This is a genomic window from Sulfurospirillum sp. E15m (assembly GCF_059415145.1).
The window spans coordinates 1-14,370 of sequence record NZ_JCAHZS010000002.1 but is presented as its reverse complement, the minus strand read 5'-3'; the positions used below and the strand labels follow the sequence as shown (position 1 = coordinate 14,370).

Genomic DNA, 14,370 nt, shown 5'->3' with positions numbered 1-14,370 from the left:
CTCACACTTATTTATTCCACTAAAAAGGATTTCCCATGGCAGTAAAAATCACAGACTTATGTATCAATTGTGACAGTTGTATCGACGAATGTCCAGCAACCGCTATCGTTAGCGCATCTGATTCACCCGTAAACGGTGATACAACCTATGTTAAACCTGAAAAATGTATTGAATGTTCTGATGGCACTATGCCAAAATGCGCCGATGCCTGTCCAACAGAAGGTGCCATTGTATGGGATATGCCTTATACTGCTGAGTTTAATGACTACTATGTTTCAGGACATACAAGCGGTTTGTACAACATCCGTGAACACAAAAAGAATGGCATTATGTTCCCAGAGGTTTCTCCAAAACCGTATCGTGAAGCCATCTCTATTGCAGACCGCCAAGCGCATACACCTGTAAACGCATAAGGAATGACCATGAAGATAGCATTTGCATCAACAGACAATATTCATGCCAATGATCATTTTGGTTGGTGTAAATGTTTCTATCTTTATGAATTAAAAGAAGATAGTTTTGTCTTTTTAAAAGAGTTGCCCTCTCCCAATGAACACAGTGAAGAAGGCGATAAGCTCACCTATAAAATTGAATGCCTTGAAGATGCCAATATCTTATGTGCCTCACACATTGGTCCGCGAGCATCGTTAATGGTAAAAGGTTCTGGCATTTTTGTCTTAAAAACAGAAAAAGAGAATGAACGCATCGATACGCTTTTAACCTCTCTTTTAACAATGAAAAACAGCAACCCTCCACTTTGGATGCAAAGGTTTTTACATGCATCAAATGCCTCATAAAATAGCAGATAACATCTACTTTATAGGTGTTTTTGACCCAGATATTCGCACCTTTGACATTGTGATGAAAACGGCCAATGGGTCAAGTTACAATGCCTATCTTATTCAAACCAATGATGGCGTTATCATTGTCGATACGGTTAAAAAAGAGTTTCAGGAGCTTTTTTTTAACCACATCGAAACACTATGCCAGTATATTGATATAAAATACGTCATTGTACATCACATTGAGCCAGACCATTCAGGGGCATTGCCTGAACTCATCAAACGAGCACCACAAGCAAAAGTACTCATTTCTCCTCAAGCAACGACGATGCTTAAAGCCTTAACCGGAAGCGAGAATATCAACTTCGAGACTATCTGGACCAATAAACAACTTGTACTTGGCGGAAAAACCATCTCATTTTTAACGACGCCTTATTTGCACTGGCCAGAAACCATGAGCAGTTATGTGCATGAAGCCAAACTACTTTTTAGTGGCGATGTCTTTGGCGCTCACTACTACGACCAACGTCTCTTTGACGATAAAGTCGGTGATTTTTCCTATGCGTTTCAGTACTATTATGACCATATTATGCGCCCGTTTCAAGGTTATGTTAAAAATGCACTGAAACTGTACGAGCGTTTTGAAATTGAGATCATTGCACCCTTGCATGGTCCTATTTTGCGAGACAATCCAAGCCAGTATATTGAGCGTTATTCCAAATGGAGTCATCATCTTGAGCATACAAAAGCAGGAAAACGCATTCTCTCTATTTTTTATCTTACCAGTTATAAAAATACTCAAGAGATGGCACAGGCTATTTACGATGGATGTGAAAGTGTGGAAGGTATTGTCACAAATATTTACGATTTAGCCTCGTTGGAAGAGCAAAATATGATTCGCATTTTAGAAGAGAGTGATGGTTTTTTAATTGGTACACCGACCATTAATGCCGATGCACCTAAACCGGTGTGGGATTTATTGTCATGCTTTATGTTTTTGGATAAACAAGGAAAATGCGCAGGAGCATTTGGCTCTTACGGTTGGAGCGGGGAAGCGGTGGATCATATTATCGCCAGACTCAAATCGCTTAAACTGCGTGTTCCGCCACTGGCTCCTTTAAAAATCAAACTGATTCCCAGTCAAGTGGAACTCAAAGAGTGTTTTGCCTTTGGCGTAGAATTTGCGGAAATCCTCAATGGAAAACTAGTCGAAATTGACCTTTAGACACGCCTTTCCACACACGTATGGTAAATCTGTGCAAACAGCTCATCAATGTCAAATGGTTTTACAAGATACTTATGCACACTTAATTCATTTGCTCTGTGATAATGAGATGGTAAACTATGGGCTGATGTGATAATAATAGGGATATGTTGATTTTCAACGCGAATGCGTTCAACCATTCTAAACCCGCCCATAAAAGGCATTTCCAAATCCGTAATGATGATGTCTGGCAAATCTTTGTAGTAGCGATACAACCCCTCTTCTCCATTACGCGCCGTATAAAAAACGTCGAAAACGGTATTGAAAATAGAGAACAAAGAACTTAAAACATCCTTTTCATCTTCGACAATTAAAGGCCGAATGCTTTTTAGCAACTGCAAATCCACTACGCTAACCCTCGCAATCTAATCTCAAAGCGCGCACCCTCAGATGTATTTTCAACATGAATAGTGCCATGCATATGATCTTCAATAATCATTTTTGTCATATAAAGCCCAAGCCCTGTTCCATGCTTCGCCCCTTTGGTGGAGAAGTAAGGTTGGAAAATTTGCGGCATCAAGGCATCATCAATTCCGCCACCATTATCTTCAATACTCACACAAATCATCTCTGCATCTCGTTTCGCCTCAATGCAAATCTGCTTTGCTTTGGTGATATTTCTTTCAATGAGAACGTCTTTGGCATTGTTGAGAATGTTGATGAGGGATTGTCCAAATTCATTTGGAAAGCTCTCAATTTTCAACCCATCTTCAAATGAACATGCAAACTCAATTCCATGTGTCGCATAAAGAGGTCGCACCATTTCAATCGCATATTCAAGTTGCTGTTTAATGTCAAAAATCTTCATGGATTTATCAGGTTTGAAGAAATCTCTAAAGTCATCAATCGTTTTTGACATTTGCAAAATTTGACGCATTGAATCAGATTTGAACTCTTCCATGATTTTATCGTCTAATTTTTGCTGTTTGTACTTAAAGGCAATATTTTGGGCTAAAAGAGAGAGGACATTTAAAGGTTGCCTCCATTGATGAGCAATCATACTAATCATCTCACCCATTTGAGCATGGCGTGATTGATGAAATAGCATCGCTTCTTGCTGTCGGTTCGTATGGATTTGATTTTGTACTTGGAGTTCTAGGTTTTCATTTAACGCTTGCAAGGCATATTGCGCCTCTTTTAGCTCACTGACATCAATGACGGCAGAAAGACGTAAGCTTTTATTTAGACCAACCATCGAACCTCGAACGAGTGCAGAAAAAGAGACTCCGTTGCGGCGCAAAAGAACACATTCATACATCATAGTATCATGCAACAATTTGGATTGAACGAGGGTTAATGATTCAGGTGCTATAAAATCCATGATTGTTTTTCCCACCACGTCACTCTCTTGTTCAAAACCAAAGATTTTCAGTGCTTGCTGGTTGCATTGAAGAATGCGCCCTTGTTTATTAGAAAGAATCATGCCCTCAATGGTTAAATCAATCAGTAAGGAGAGCTGCTGTTTTTCGCGCAATAAGCTATAAATTAAAAAAAGCGCTAATGCAACGGATGCACCTAAGATAAAGACTAAGATATGTGGTGTTATTGCCATAAAAGTTCCTGCTGAGGCTCACCGATAAAATATCCTTGAAACTCGTCGATCCCTAGAGGATAAAGAATATCAAATACCTGTTGGTTATGGACAAATTCTGCAATGGTTTTAATATTTAACGCTTTTGCAAACGAGACTATACCTTGCACCAACATCAACGATTTTTCATCGGTATCAACATTTTTAATTAAACTACCATCAATTTTAACATAAGCAGGTTGCAATTCTATAACATGAGAAAAATTGGAGTATCCTGTGCCAAAATCATCAATGGCAATGGGGGCATTTTCGTATTTGATATATTTTAAAAAGCTTTTAATGGCATTTAAGTCGGTTACTTTTTCACTTTCCACAACTTCAAAAACAAGGTTAAACGGTATATTTTTTTCTTGAAAGAGAAGCACTTTTGCACGAATCATGTCACGTATCTCTTTATTGAGCATATCGCGAAAACTAAGATTAATAGAAAATGTCATCAAAGGATACGCCTCAGCGACATCCAATACTTTTTCAATCATACGGTAACTTAAAGTATCGTACTGTTTTGTACGGCGCGCGATATCTAGGAAATAGTAAGGCGAGACATATTGTTCATGCCCCAATCTATCTTTGGTGCGAATGCGAATTAATGCCTCATACTTAATGATTTTGCAATCATCATTCCAAATAGGCTGAAAAAAAGGAACAACATTGTCTTGATTTAGCGTATCTGCAATCACATCTTGCCAATAAAAATCATTGGAAAGAGACTCCGTTTCATCTAAATTACTGGTATAAACAACAAATGATTTTCCCATTTGTTTTGCAAAATCTAAAGCGGTAAAGGCTTTATTGAAAAGATTTTCTTGATCAAACGTCACACCCATCGAAATATTAATTAAAATTTTTTCATTGAGGTCTTGAATTTTTATCTCCAAACCATTGAGCGCATCAAGAGCTTGCGTAATATCTTCATAAATTTTTTCCGGGTCAAGATGCGTATCAATATGCAACATGACAAATTCATTGGATGAAATTCTAAAAGCATCAAAACAAAGCTTCTCGGCAACTCTTTTAAGCGAAAGTGAAAACTCTTTTAATATTTCATTACCAATGTCAATGCCATAGAGTTTATTGTAATTTTTAAAATTATCAATATTGATTAAAAACAAAGAGGGAACTTCTGTCGGGGAGATATGACTTAAGATAGTGTCTAATGTGTTTTTATTGGGAAGCTTCGTTAAAGCGTCCGTATGCAATTGTTCTTCAAGAGCAAATTGTTGCATCGCTATGGTCTGTTTCAAATCATTGGTATAGGCTTTGGATTCATTTTTAAGCCTTATAGTCTCAACCGTCGATAAAAGCGATTCCAAAAGTTGGTCTAGTTCAATCGGTTTTAAAATATAACCATTCACACCCAAGCGAATCGTTTCAATAAAATACTCGCTATCGCTATGAGCCGATGTAACGATAATAGCGCTCTCTTTGCACAATTTACGAATACGAGCGATTAAAGAAAGCCCATCCATAACGGGCATTTGAAGGTCTGTAATAATAAGATCGTAATTTTGTATTTGAAAATTATCGGTAGATTCTAAAGAAGGGAGTGCCATTTCGGCATCAAGAAATTTATCGTAAGCCTCTTGTCCATTGCTAGCAACATCAACATAATCACAAAATTCACTTAAAATTGACTGCGTATATTTTCGTGTTATTTCATCATCTTCAACGTATAAAATTTTAAGGTTTTTACAATGAGATTTTAAGCTCTCTAAAGCTGAATTGTCCATTACTTTCCTAAATAACTGTGGATCGGGTTTGTATTATACTTTACAAAACTCAATCTATTATCAGCTCTTTACGAGGATTATAAGGAAAGAGGCCTTATTATAACACCAATCGATACCCCGTTCCATACTCTGTCATAATATAACGTGGCTTTTTTGGGTCATCGCCAAGCTTTTTACGAATATTTTGAATATGATAATTTAGCGATTGCGGTGAGCTCAAAGAAGAGAGATGAATCGCTAAAACATTACGATAAACCACCCTATTTTTATTCTCTATGAGGAAAGAAAGGATTTTATATTCAATGGCGGTTAATGAAAGTGGCTTTTGATTGAGTAAGATCGTTTGATTATTATAATCTATTGCCAAATTATTTTTATTGTAATCTAATTTAATCATAGAACAACGTTTTAAAATCGCCCAAATACGAACTTCTAGCTCTTCTAAAATAAAAGGCTTTGATAAATAATCATCAACACCAAATCGAAATGCTTGGATTTTTGCTTCAATATTTGTATGAGAGCTCAAAATAATAATAGGAATATTACTTTGATTATTAATCTGTTTAATTACTTCAAATCCACTAAAATCAGGAAGGCTCAAATCTAAGAGCAACAGTTCGTAAGGTTGTGATGAAAGTTTTAATAATCCGTCTACAGCCGTTTCTGAAATATCAACTTCAAATCCGACACTTTCTAAGAATTGTGCAACTTGACTTGCTGCATCATAATCATCTTCGATCAAAAGAATTTTAATTTTTTTCTGCATGATATCTAAGACTCCAAACCGTTATAATGAAGTATTATACATAAAAGGCTCACTTTTTTGCCAACAACAATGCTATAATAGCTCAACTTATCTTTAAAATTAAAGAGATGCAATGTACCCAGCAGAAAAACAACTGGCTATTTTGTTAGAATTCGGTAAAGTCATCAATAAGACAAAAAGTCTCAATGATGTCTTATCGTCTATGGCATCTTTTGCACGTGATCTCCTTCATGCAGATCGCTGTTCCATTTTCGTTTATGATAAAGAAAAAAACGAATTATGGTCTAAAGTTGCACATAATATCGAACCTATTCGAATTAGCTGTGAAAAAGGCGTGGCTGCATATGCTGCTTTGTCAAAAGAGACACAAATTGTCGTGGATGCCTACAATGACTATCGTTTCAATCCAGACATTGATAAAGCGACAGGTTACCTCACTCACACCATTTTGTCTGTTCCTCTTTTAGATAATCATGAAAATACGATTGGTGTTTTTCAAGCACTCAATAAAAAAAACAGCATGTTTACTAATGTGGATGCTGAACTACTTTTACTTATTTCCAATTATGCTGCCTCAGCCATTGAAAATGCTATGTTGTATGATAAATTACGCGATACGCAAACAAAAATCATCAATAAACTCTCATCAGCGGCAGAATTTAAAGACCAAGAGACCTCAAAACATACCAAACGTGTAGGACTATACAGCGCCCTCTTGGCAGAAAAATACGGTTTAAGCAAAGATGCTATCTACACCATTGAACTTGCAGCACCGATGCACGATACAGGTAAAATCGGCATACCCGATAAAATTTTGCTAAAGCCTGAAAAGCTCACTTCAGAAGAGTTTGAGATTATGAAGACGCATACGCAATTAGGACACGATCTTTTAATCGACAACGATAACGAATACCTAAAGGCCGCAGCGTTAATCGCACTTGAACATCATGAAAAATGGGATGGGAGTGGTTATCCTCATGGCAAAAAGGGCGAAGAAATCTCTATTTTTGGTCGCATCGTTGCAATTGCTGACGTCTTTGATGCCTTAATCTCAATCAGACCGTATAAAATTGCTTGGAGTTTTGATGAGGCGCATTCTCTTTTGAAAAAAAGCAGTGGCACGCACTTTGACCCTCAATTGATTCAACTCTTTAATGAAAATATCGAAAAAATCCACTCCATTTATGAAGAACTCAAAGATTAAACGCTAGCGATACTTTTTTTACGGTAAGGAACACTTTGTGCACTTTTTCTGACAAAGAAAACAAAAGGATCGCACATGAGTTGTTCTTGCACATCATCCACCAACACCCAAAATGAACTTCATGCCAGCATCTTGCAAAAAATTAACAACCACCCTTGTTATTCGCAAGACGCCCACCAACATTATGCGCGCATCCATGTAGCGGTTGCTCCAGCGTGCAATATTCAGTGTAATTACTGTAACCGAAAATACGACTGTTCTAACGAAAGTCGCCCAGGAGTTACCAGTTACAAGCTCACACCCGAAGAGGCAGTCAAAAAAGTTTTACATGTAGGCGGTCTTATCCAACAACTCAGTGTTGTAGGAATTGCAGGACCAGGGGATGGACTTGCCAATCCAAAGCAAACATTTGAAACCTTTGCGCTTCTGAAAAAGTATGCTCCTGATATCAAGCTGTGTTTATCTACCAATGGCTTAATGATTCATAAGCATATTGATGAGATTGCAAAATACACGATTGAACACGTCACTGTTACCCTGAACTCTGTAGATGAAACAGGTGAAATTGGTTCTAAAATTTATCCATGGGTCTTTTACGAACATAAAAAACACCGAGGCGTTGAAGGGGCTAAATTACTGCTTGAAAAACAGCTTCTTGGTATAAAAATGCTTGTTGAGCGAGGCATTCTTGTAAAAGTCAATTCTGTCTTAATTCCAGGAATCAATGATGAACATCTTCCTTTAGTCGCTAAAAAAGTGAAAGAGCTCGGTGTTTTTATTCAAAATGTTATGCCGCTCATTTCAAAACCTGAATTTGGTACTAAATTTGGCTTAGATGGTATCCCAAGTGCCAGCCACAAACAACTGATGAAAGCGCAAGAAGCGTGTGATGTCAATGTCAAGATGATGCGTCACTGCCGCCAATGCCGTGCAGATGCCGTGGGACTTTTGGGCGAAGATAGAAGCGATGAATTTTTTAAAGAGAGTTTTTCAGATAAAAGCTTTGAAGAGCTTTCGCATCATTACAATTTAAATTCTCGTATGAAAACACATGAAAACATTGAGACATGGAGACGTGCCCTTCGCTCTGCCAATGGCAAAGTTTTACAAGAAGAAGCCTTGGATAAAAATGAACTTAGCTCCACGGGTGAAACCAAGCTTGTGGCAGTCACTACCAGAGGCAATGGCTTGATTAACGACCATTTTGGCAGTGCCAAAGAATTTTTGATTTATGAAGCAGGAGATAAAGCAATTAAATTTATCATGCACCGTAAAGTCGAAAAAGCCTACTGTATGGGAAAAGAAGGCTGCGATGGGTCATATCCTATTGATGAAATCAAAGCTGCACTTGCTGATTGCCATCTTTTACTAACACAAAAAATCGGCGAATGCCCACAAAAAGAGTTAGAGAGCATTCATCTTACCAGTGATGAGAGTTACGCGGATGAACCTATTGAGATTTCTGTGCTCAAAAGTGTTAAAAAACACTTTTTCCAAACAGCGTCTTAAAAAACTTAAAAAAAGTGATGCACCTTTCGTGCTCTTTTTCATCTCGCAAATAGATAGTTTGCGAGATGCATAGAAGGAGATTGGCAATGATTATCAACGATACCACACTCAGAGATGGCGAACAGGCCCCTTATGTTGCCTTTAATACTCAAGAAAAAATTGACATAGCAACAGCACTGTATCATTCAGGTGCCGATGAACTTGAAGTGGGTATTCCTGCGATGGGAGCAAAAGAGCAAGCTGATATTAAAGAGATTTTAGCGCTCAATCTTCCTTTGCGTATCATGAGTTGGAATCGTGCAACGATGAGTGATCTTGACGCTTCTTTATCCTGTGGGCTTCAAGCCGTTGATCTCTCCATCCCGGTATCAGATATTCTGATTGAGGCAAAATTTGGGGGCGATAAAACACGCCTTTTGAAAAACTTGGAAACGGTTTTACATGTAGCAACGCAAGAAGGACTTTTTTGCTGTATTGGCGGTGAAGATAGCTCGCGTGCTGATTTAGGATTTATAAAAGAAGTCATGGAATTAGGAGCGAGTTTTGGGGCTCATCGTTTTCGGTACTGCGATACCGTTGGCATTATGCGTCCACACCAAATTTACAGCCACATCTCGTACCTCTCTTCGTTAAATCTTTTAGAGATTGAAATGCATACACATAACGATTTTGGTATGGCAACAGCCAATGCGATTAGCGGTCTAGAAGCTGGTGCTATCAGCGTGAACACGACGGTGATAGGATTGGGAGAACGTGCGGGCAATGCAAGTTTTGAGCAAGTACTCATGAGCCTTGTACATCTTTTTGACGAAGCACGAACTATCAATTCCGATGCACTGAAACATGTCGTTCAACTCGTTGAAAAAGCGTCAAAACAAACTATTTCGGCGACCATGCCCATTGTAGGAAAAAATATCTTTTCGCACGAATCTGGCATTCATGTCAATGGAATGATTAAGCATGAAAAAGCATATGAAGCCTTTTCACCGCAAAGCGTTGGAATGAAACGCAGCTATCCTATTGGTAAGCATTCAGGAAGTTCAACACTGCTCTATCATTTACGAGCGATGGGCGTTGAACCTGAAAATGAAATCATCAATCAAATCTTGCCTACTGTGCGAGAAATTGTTACTGAGCGTAAAAAAGTTCTGAACAAAAAGGAGCTTAAAGCGCTTTACAACGCTTCAAAAGCGGGATAAAACATTATGGACGAATACGCTTCAAAAATCATTTGTGAATGTGGTCAAAAGACAATACAAGAAGCTATTGAAATCTTCCGTTCAACAACACTCCCCTATAAAAAAGCTAAAAAATTGGTTACAGGGTGCAACCAAACGTGTTGCAGAAGACCTTTGATGGCTCTTTTTAATATGGTAGAATTTGGTGAAATTGATTACGAAGAGATTGCTTTTCTCATCGACCAAAAAAATAGCAGGTTTGAACAAGGAGAAAATGATGAGTGAACGCATTCGTGATTTTGCGGCATGGATTAAATCCATTGGCTTAGAACATACGCTTCCTCGTGATTTGGCAAAATTAGAGACACTCAGCACACTCGATTTAAGTCGAAAAAAAATTAAAAGTCTTCCTGAAAGTATCGGAGCACTTCAAAATCTCACGGTATTAAAACTCTCTGGTAATAGACTCACCTCTTTGCCCAACGCTCTTTGCACACTTAAAAATTTACGTAATTTGCAGTGCGAAAACAATCTTTTGGAAAGTCTGCCCGAAAATTTTGGAAATTTGAGCGCTTTGGTCATTTTAAATCTCAATGGTAACCAACTAAGCTTCTTGCCTCAAAGTTTTTACGAACTGACCAATCTAACGCGTCTTACCCTTGCCGTCAATCGTCTAAACCATTTAGATGAAGCATTTAAAAACCTCAAAAAACTTTTACATGTAAGTTTAGATACCAACTATTTTTCAACGCTTCCCGATGTGTTTGGCTCGATGCAATCTCTTTATTTTTTAGACGTATCGTTCAATAAGCTTACCACGCTTCCTAAATCACTCGGTACCATAAAAGAGCTAGAAACACTCATTTTAGAGGGAAATCTTCTTCAAAATCTCCCTTCACTCGAAGCTCATGATATGCTCGTTAAACTCAATCTCAGTTCCAATCATCTTAAAAGTATCGACTTTGACATTTCAAAACTAGAAGATTTGCAGATTCTCTCTTTAGAAAACAACCAGCTTGAAGCTATTCCAGATGCATTATGCCAACTCTCAAAACTCACCTCTCTTGATCTAAGCGCCAATCGCTTGCAAAGTCTTCCTGAATGCATCGGAAATCTAACAAAACTGTATGAGCTCGATGTAGAAGATAACTGCTTGAAGACGCTTCCTAAAGCCATAGAGAATCTTAAAAATCTTAAAAATCTTTTCATCGCCAACAATCAAAATCTTCAAAAGCCAAACCTTCCAACATTGGAGTACTGTGATATAGAATAAGGATATTTTAACTCCTCCTTAGCTACCATATAAGAATGACTCAGATTGAAAAAATACGACTTTTAAAACTTTTATACCAATACCGAGCTATGGGGTTTGAATACTTCCAAGAATATCGTCCTCTTGGAATGGAAAAACAGCCCACACTTTCGCTCAACTTGGAAGAACTAAAACACGAAGTGGCACAATGCCATTTGTGTGCGCTCTCAAAAAGTCGTAAAAATGTTATCTTCGGCGCAGGCAACCTGAAAGCCAAAGTAATGTTTATAGGCGATAATCCTGGTGTCAGTGAAGATGAAACAGGCATGCTTTTTACAGGTAAAAGTGGTGAATTGCTTGCTAAAATGATCGAAAATGTGTTGTTGATACCTAAAGAAGACGTGTACGTTACAACGATACTCAAGTGTAAAACACCTGATAATCGTGTACCGACTCCTGAAGAAGTCGCGTGCTGTAAACCCTATGTGATGCAACAAATCCAGACGATAAAACCTAAAATTATTGTCGCGTTGGGTTCGACGAGCTTTCATCATCTCACAGGTGAATACGACACACCCATAGATCAAATACGAGGCTCGGTGCTTAATTTTGGTGAAGCCAAATTGATTCCGACGTTTCACCCCAATTTTTTATTGCGTAATCCTAGTGCCAAGAAAGAGGTTTATGCAGATTTGTTAAAAGTAAGGAGTATGTTATGAGATTTTGGCTCTCTTTTGTCGTCATTTTAGCTTTATTCACGGGTTGTACCACCACAACTCCTGAGCCTTATAAACCAACTACATACAATGTCTCATCCAAAACACGTAATGTGAATCAAAAAAGTACAGCAACCTACCCTGGTTCTGGTAGTTCTACCATTCAATCCAAAGTCATTCAACAGCCAACAACGCAGCCGACGCAACCAGCCAACACGCCTTTAATCGATACAACGATTACTTCAACGACATTGGCAATGGCAACCCCAACACCGAGTACCAGTGTTGAACCCACAATGCCACAGCAAGAAGGCGAACAAGTGGGGCAAAGCGAGGGTGTAATGAACATCGTATCACCTATGCCAAAACCACTGAATGATGATAGCACGATGATTAAAATTGCCGTTTTGATTCCTCAAAAAACTATCAAAAAGTACGCCATTAGCACCGTAAACTCCGTTATGTCGTATTTGCTGTATAAAAACTACTATTTCGACCTCAATGTTTTTAATTCAGGCGATGAAAAAGAAGACTCAATTGTGGCAGAGCTGGATAAAATTAAGGCGGGAGGATACCAATACATTATCGCACCTATGACCAATGAAGGTGCTATGGTTGTAGCAAACCATGTTCAAGACACCTTGGTGTTCATCCCAACACTTCACCGCTCAGCACTTCCATCAACAGGGAGTAACATTATTTTTGGCGGTATTGATTACGACCAACAAATCGCCCTTTTAGCGGAAAAAGCCAACGAGAGAGTCGGAACATTTGAAGACGGGAGTAGTTTAAGCTATCAACTAAATGGCATGATTAAACAACACAGCAACAGAGTCTTTTATGAAAAACGTGTTGAAAGCTCCAAAGCAAACTTTAGAGGTATGTTTAGAGGCAACACCTCTTTAAACAATGCATCACTATACCTCAATACACCATTAGTCACCACCAGCCTTATCGCTTCACAACTGAGAGCCAACGACATTATGGCAAATGCGCTTCTTTCAACGCAAATCAATTACAATCCTCTGCTTTTAACCCTCACGCAATACGAAGATAGAAGCCATATGTATATCGCAAACTCTATTCAAAAAGCGCCCACAGGTTTAGAAGAGATTAATGCGATGTTTGGACATGACATCATCTACGACTGGGTGAATTATTCTACCTCTATTGGAGCGGATTACTTGTGTTCAAATTTCTTCGAAGGACAAGTACCGCGTATCTTCAAAGAGTCCGTTCTCAGTAATCAAGTTATTTATAACACCTCTTTATATCAACCAGGACGTAATGAATTTATACGTGTCATGCCTTAAGGAAAAAGGCTTAGAAAAAAAGCCTTTGTATCTGCATCTATACGCGATGGCTTTCCCTCTTTAACATAAGCAAGAGTGGAAGTCATCGAAAAGAGTAGCTCTTCTTCTTTGTAAATCTCTTGCTTCAAAATCAACGATGCTTTTTTTAACTCAATCAATTCATTTTTCACTTCAATCATATCACCCAGTTTAGCAGGCTTCATAAAATCTGCCTCTAAGCGTCGTACAACAAAATGTCCCCCATCAATAGCGGGGCTTCTGCCATGCTCATAAAAGATGTCGCTGCGTGCACGTTCACAAAATTTGAGGTAATTCGCGTGGTAAACAACACCACCTGCATCGGTATCATCATAATAGATACGTGTTTTCATTCAATATTCCTTAATCTATCATAAGTAACTCTTAGATTTTACAAAACTCTATCTTTTACTCTACTTTACCTTCAAAATCATCGTCACACAATTGGACCTATGTTATTAACATAGAGTGCTGTCCAATAATTTTTTGTTTTTGACTGAGGACATTGATGACTTCTTTATAAAGTATTGGATACTGAATTATTTTTTCTTTGAAGTAATCGAACGGAATAATAAGAATATCGCCTGGAGAAAAAAATTTAATAGTCTCAAAATAACGTATATTGGCAAAATTAGCATAAGCTCCTATTAACTCACCTCCAATACAATCAATGACGTGCTGTGTATCTTTATAAACTTTTAATTGCCCGGAAAGAAAGATATAAAGGTTATGGGGAGCGTCACCCTTTTGGTAGAGGGTTTCATTATAGGTATAGTGTCTGATAGAAGAATTTTGTGCAAGATTCTCACACAATATATTTTCAAGATTAATACAATAAGAATCCAAATAATGTTTAAGCATTGTAATATACCTTAAAGTAGAGATAACGCTATCTTAAAAAAAGATAGCGTCATTGATACACTTAGTGAACTTCTTTCCAGATTTTGACTTTCCAAGCGAAAGCTAAGAGCGTAAAGATAGCCATAAAAGCGATCAGTTTATAGCCAAGGCCTTCTCTTTCAGCTTTTTTGCGATCACCCACTTTTT

16 protein-coding genes are annotated in these 14,370 nt (G+C 38.0%); 10 read left to right on the top strand and 6 right to left on the bottom strand.

Translation table 11 applies throughout. The features are described 5' to 3' along the window. The first annotated feature begins 35 nt into the window (after positions 1-35). The 3 genes from AC5SLP_RS04200 to AC5SLP_RS04190 are packed head-to-tail and all read left to right on the top strand — an operon-like array spanning position 36 to position 2,007. Positions 36-413, top strand: coding sequence for a DUF362 domain-containing protein (locus AC5SLP_RS04200; RefSeq protein ID WP_495253892.1), 378 nt, complete (start codon positions 36-38; stop codon positions 411-413). A 9-nt stretch (positions 414-422) separates the two neighbouring features. Continuing rightward, the gene (locus AC5SLP_RS04195; protein WP_495253891.1) at positions 423-797 is read left to right on the top strand and encodes a NifB/NifX family molybdenum-iron cluster-binding protein; all 375 of its coding nucleotides are present in this window, start codon (positions 423-425) and stop codon (positions 795-797) included. After that, positions 778-2,007, top strand: a complete 1,230-nt coding sequence (locus AC5SLP_RS04190) for an FprA family A-type flavoprotein (RefSeq protein WP_495253890.1) — start codon at positions 778-780, stop codon at positions 2,005-2,007. The genes AC5SLP_RS04195 and AC5SLP_RS04190 overlap by 20 nt, the downstream gene beginning before the upstream one ends. Here the strand turns inward: AC5SLP_RS04190 and AC5SLP_RS04185 are convergent. From AC5SLP_RS04185 to AC5SLP_RS04170, 4 genes are all read right to left on the bottom strand, one after another. Beyond that, on the bottom strand, positions 2,004-2,393 hold the full coding sequence (locus AC5SLP_RS04185) for a response regulator transcription factor (protein WP_495253889.1): 390 nt from the start codon (positions 2,391-2,393) through the stop codon (positions 2,004-2,006). The genes AC5SLP_RS04190 and AC5SLP_RS04185 overlap by 4 nt on opposite strands. Then, the gene (locus AC5SLP_RS04180; protein ID WP_495253888.1) at positions 2,393-3,598 is read right to left on the bottom strand and encodes a sensor histidine kinase; all 1,206 of its coding nucleotides are present in this window, start codon (positions 3,596-3,598) and stop codon (positions 2,393-2,395) included. Before AC5SLP_RS04180 ends, AC5SLP_RS04185 begins: the two co-directional genes overlap by 1 nt. Beyond that, positions 3,589-5,367, bottom strand: a complete 1,779-nt coding sequence (locus AC5SLP_RS04175) for an EAL domain-containing response regulator (RefSeq protein WP_495253887.1) — start codon at positions 5,365-5,367, stop codon at positions 3,589-3,591. Before AC5SLP_RS04175 ends, AC5SLP_RS04180 begins: the two co-directional genes overlap by 10 nt. Positions 5,368-5,464: 97 nt before the next feature. Beyond that, positions 5,465-6,133, bottom strand: coding sequence for a response regulator transcription factor (locus AC5SLP_RS04170; RefSeq protein ID WP_495253886.1), 669 nt, complete (start codon positions 6,131-6,133; stop codon positions 5,465-5,467). Between the two features lie 112 nt (positions 6,134-6,245). On the opposite strand from AC5SLP_RS04170, the gene AC5SLP_RS04165 reads away from it, so the two are divergent. The 7 genes from AC5SLP_RS04165 (at position 6,246) to AC5SLP_RS04135 (ending at position 13,305) form a co-directional block, all read left to right on the top strand. Beyond that, positions 6,246-7,337 (top strand): HD domain-containing phosphohydrolase, encoded by a 1,092-nt coding sequence (locus tag AC5SLP_RS04165; protein ID WP_495253885.1) that lies wholly within the window; start codon positions 6,246-6,248, stop codon positions 7,335-7,337. Between the two features lie 75 nt (positions 7,338-7,412). Beyond that, complete coding sequence (nifB, locus tag AC5SLP_RS04160; protein WP_495253884.1) at positions 7,413-8,846, top strand: nitrogenase cofactor biosynthesis protein NifB; 1,434 nt, start codon at positions 7,413-7,415, stop codon at positions 8,844-8,846. Between the two features lie 86 nt (positions 8,847-8,932). Next, the gene (nifV, locus tag AC5SLP_RS04155) at positions 8,933-10,045 is read left to right on the top strand and encodes a homocitrate synthase (protein ID WP_495253883.1); all 1,113 of its coding nucleotides are present in this window, start codon (positions 8,933-8,935) and stop codon (positions 10,043-10,045) included. Between the two features lie 6 nt (positions 10,046-10,051). Beyond that, a complete protein-coding gene (locus AC5SLP_RS04150; RefSeq protein WP_495253882.1) occupies positions 10,052-10,309 on the top strand; it encodes a hypothetical protein in 258 nt (85 codons plus the stop codon). Continuing rightward, positions 10,302-11,297, top strand: a complete 996-nt coding sequence (locus AC5SLP_RS04145; protein ID WP_495253881.1) for a leucine-rich repeat domain-containing protein — start codon at positions 10,302-10,304, stop codon at positions 11,295-11,297. Before AC5SLP_RS04150 ends, AC5SLP_RS04145 begins: the two co-directional genes overlap by 8 nt. 35 nt (positions 11,298-11,332) lie before the next feature. Beyond that, positions 11,333-11,995, top strand: coding sequence for a uracil-DNA glycosylase (locus AC5SLP_RS04140; RefSeq protein WP_495253880.1), 663 nt, complete (start codon positions 11,333-11,335; stop codon positions 11,993-11,995). Beyond that, entirely contained in the window at positions 11,992-13,305 is a 1,314-nt protein-coding gene (locus tag AC5SLP_RS04135; protein WP_495253879.1) for a hypothetical protein, read from the top strand. Before AC5SLP_RS04140 ends, AC5SLP_RS04135 begins: the two co-directional genes overlap by 4 nt. Here AC5SLP_RS04135 and AC5SLP_RS04130 read toward each other — a convergent pair. Together AC5SLP_RS04130 and AC5SLP_RS04125 are read right to left on the bottom strand one after the other, a co-directional pair. Then, positions 13,302-13,676: a YbgC/FadM family acyl-CoA thioesterase gene (locus AC5SLP_RS04130; protein ID WP_495253878.1), complete on the bottom strand. Its 375-nt coding sequence runs from the start codon at positions 13,674-13,676 to the stop codon at positions 13,302-13,304. The genes AC5SLP_RS04135 and AC5SLP_RS04130 overlap by 4 nt on opposite strands. Positions 13,677-13,773: 97 nt before the next feature. After that, on the bottom strand, positions 13,774-14,184 hold the full coding sequence (locus AC5SLP_RS04125; RefSeq protein WP_495253877.1) for a Crp/Fnr family transcriptional regulator: 411 nt from the start codon (positions 14,182-14,184) through the stop codon (positions 13,774-13,776). Positions 14,185-14,370: the final 186 nt, after the last annotated feature.

Bases quoted from the DNA above. Each gene is read 5' to 3' on its own strand.
- AC5SLP_RS04200 (WP_495253892.1), top strand. From the start codon at position 36: ATGGCAGTAAAAATCACAGACTTATGTATCAATTGTGACAGTTGTATC.
- AC5SLP_RS04195 (WP_495253891.1), top strand. From the start codon at position 423: ATGAAGATAGCATTTGCATCAACAGACAATATTCATGCCAATGATCAT.
- AC5SLP_RS04190 (WP_495253890.1), top strand. From the start codon at position 778: ATGCATCAAATGCCTCATAAAATAGCAGATAACATCTACTTTATAGGT.
- AC5SLP_RS04180 (WP_495253888.1), bottom strand. From the start codon at position 3,598: ATGGCAATAACACCACATATCTTAGTCTTTATCTTAGGTGCATCCGTT.
- AC5SLP_RS04175 (WP_495253887.1), bottom strand. From the start codon at position 5,367: ATGGACAATTCAGCTTTAGAGAGCTTAAAATCTCATTGTAAAAACCTT.
- AC5SLP_RS04170 (WP_495253886.1), bottom strand. From the start codon at position 6,133: ATGCAGAAAAAAATTAAAATTCTTTTGATCGAAGATGATTATGATGCA.
- AC5SLP_RS04165 (WP_495253885.1), top strand. From the start codon at position 6,246: ATGTACCCAGCAGAAAAACAACTGGCTATTTTGTTAGAATTCGGTAAA.
- nifB (WP_495253884.1), top strand. From the start codon at position 7,413: ATGAGTTGTTCTTGCACATCATCCACCAACACCCAAAATGAACTTCAT.
- nifV (WP_495253883.1), top strand. From the start codon at position 8,933: ATGATTATCAACGATACCACACTCAGAGATGGCGAACAGGCCCCTTAT.
- AC5SLP_RS04150 (WP_495253882.1), top strand. From the start codon at position 10,052: ATGGACGAATACGCTTCAAAAATCATTTGTGAATGTGGTCAAAAGACA.
- AC5SLP_RS04145 (WP_495253881.1), top strand. From the start codon at position 10,302: ATGAGTGAACGCATTCGTGATTTTGCGGCATGGATTAAATCCATTGGC.
- AC5SLP_RS04140 (WP_495253880.1), top strand. From the start codon at position 11,333: ATGACTCAGATTGAAAAAATACGACTTTTAAAACTTTTATACCAATAC.
- AC5SLP_RS04135 (WP_495253879.1), top strand. From the start codon at position 11,992: ATGAGATTTTGGCTCTCTTTTGTCGTCATTTTAGCTTTATTCACGGGT.
- AC5SLP_RS04130 (WP_495253878.1), bottom strand. From the start codon at position 13,676: ATGAAAACACGTATCTATTATGATGATACCGATGCAGGTGGTGTTGTT.
- AC5SLP_RS04125 (WP_495253877.1), bottom strand. From the start codon at position 14,184: ATGCTTAAACATTATTTGGATTCTTATTGTATTAATCTTGAAAATATA.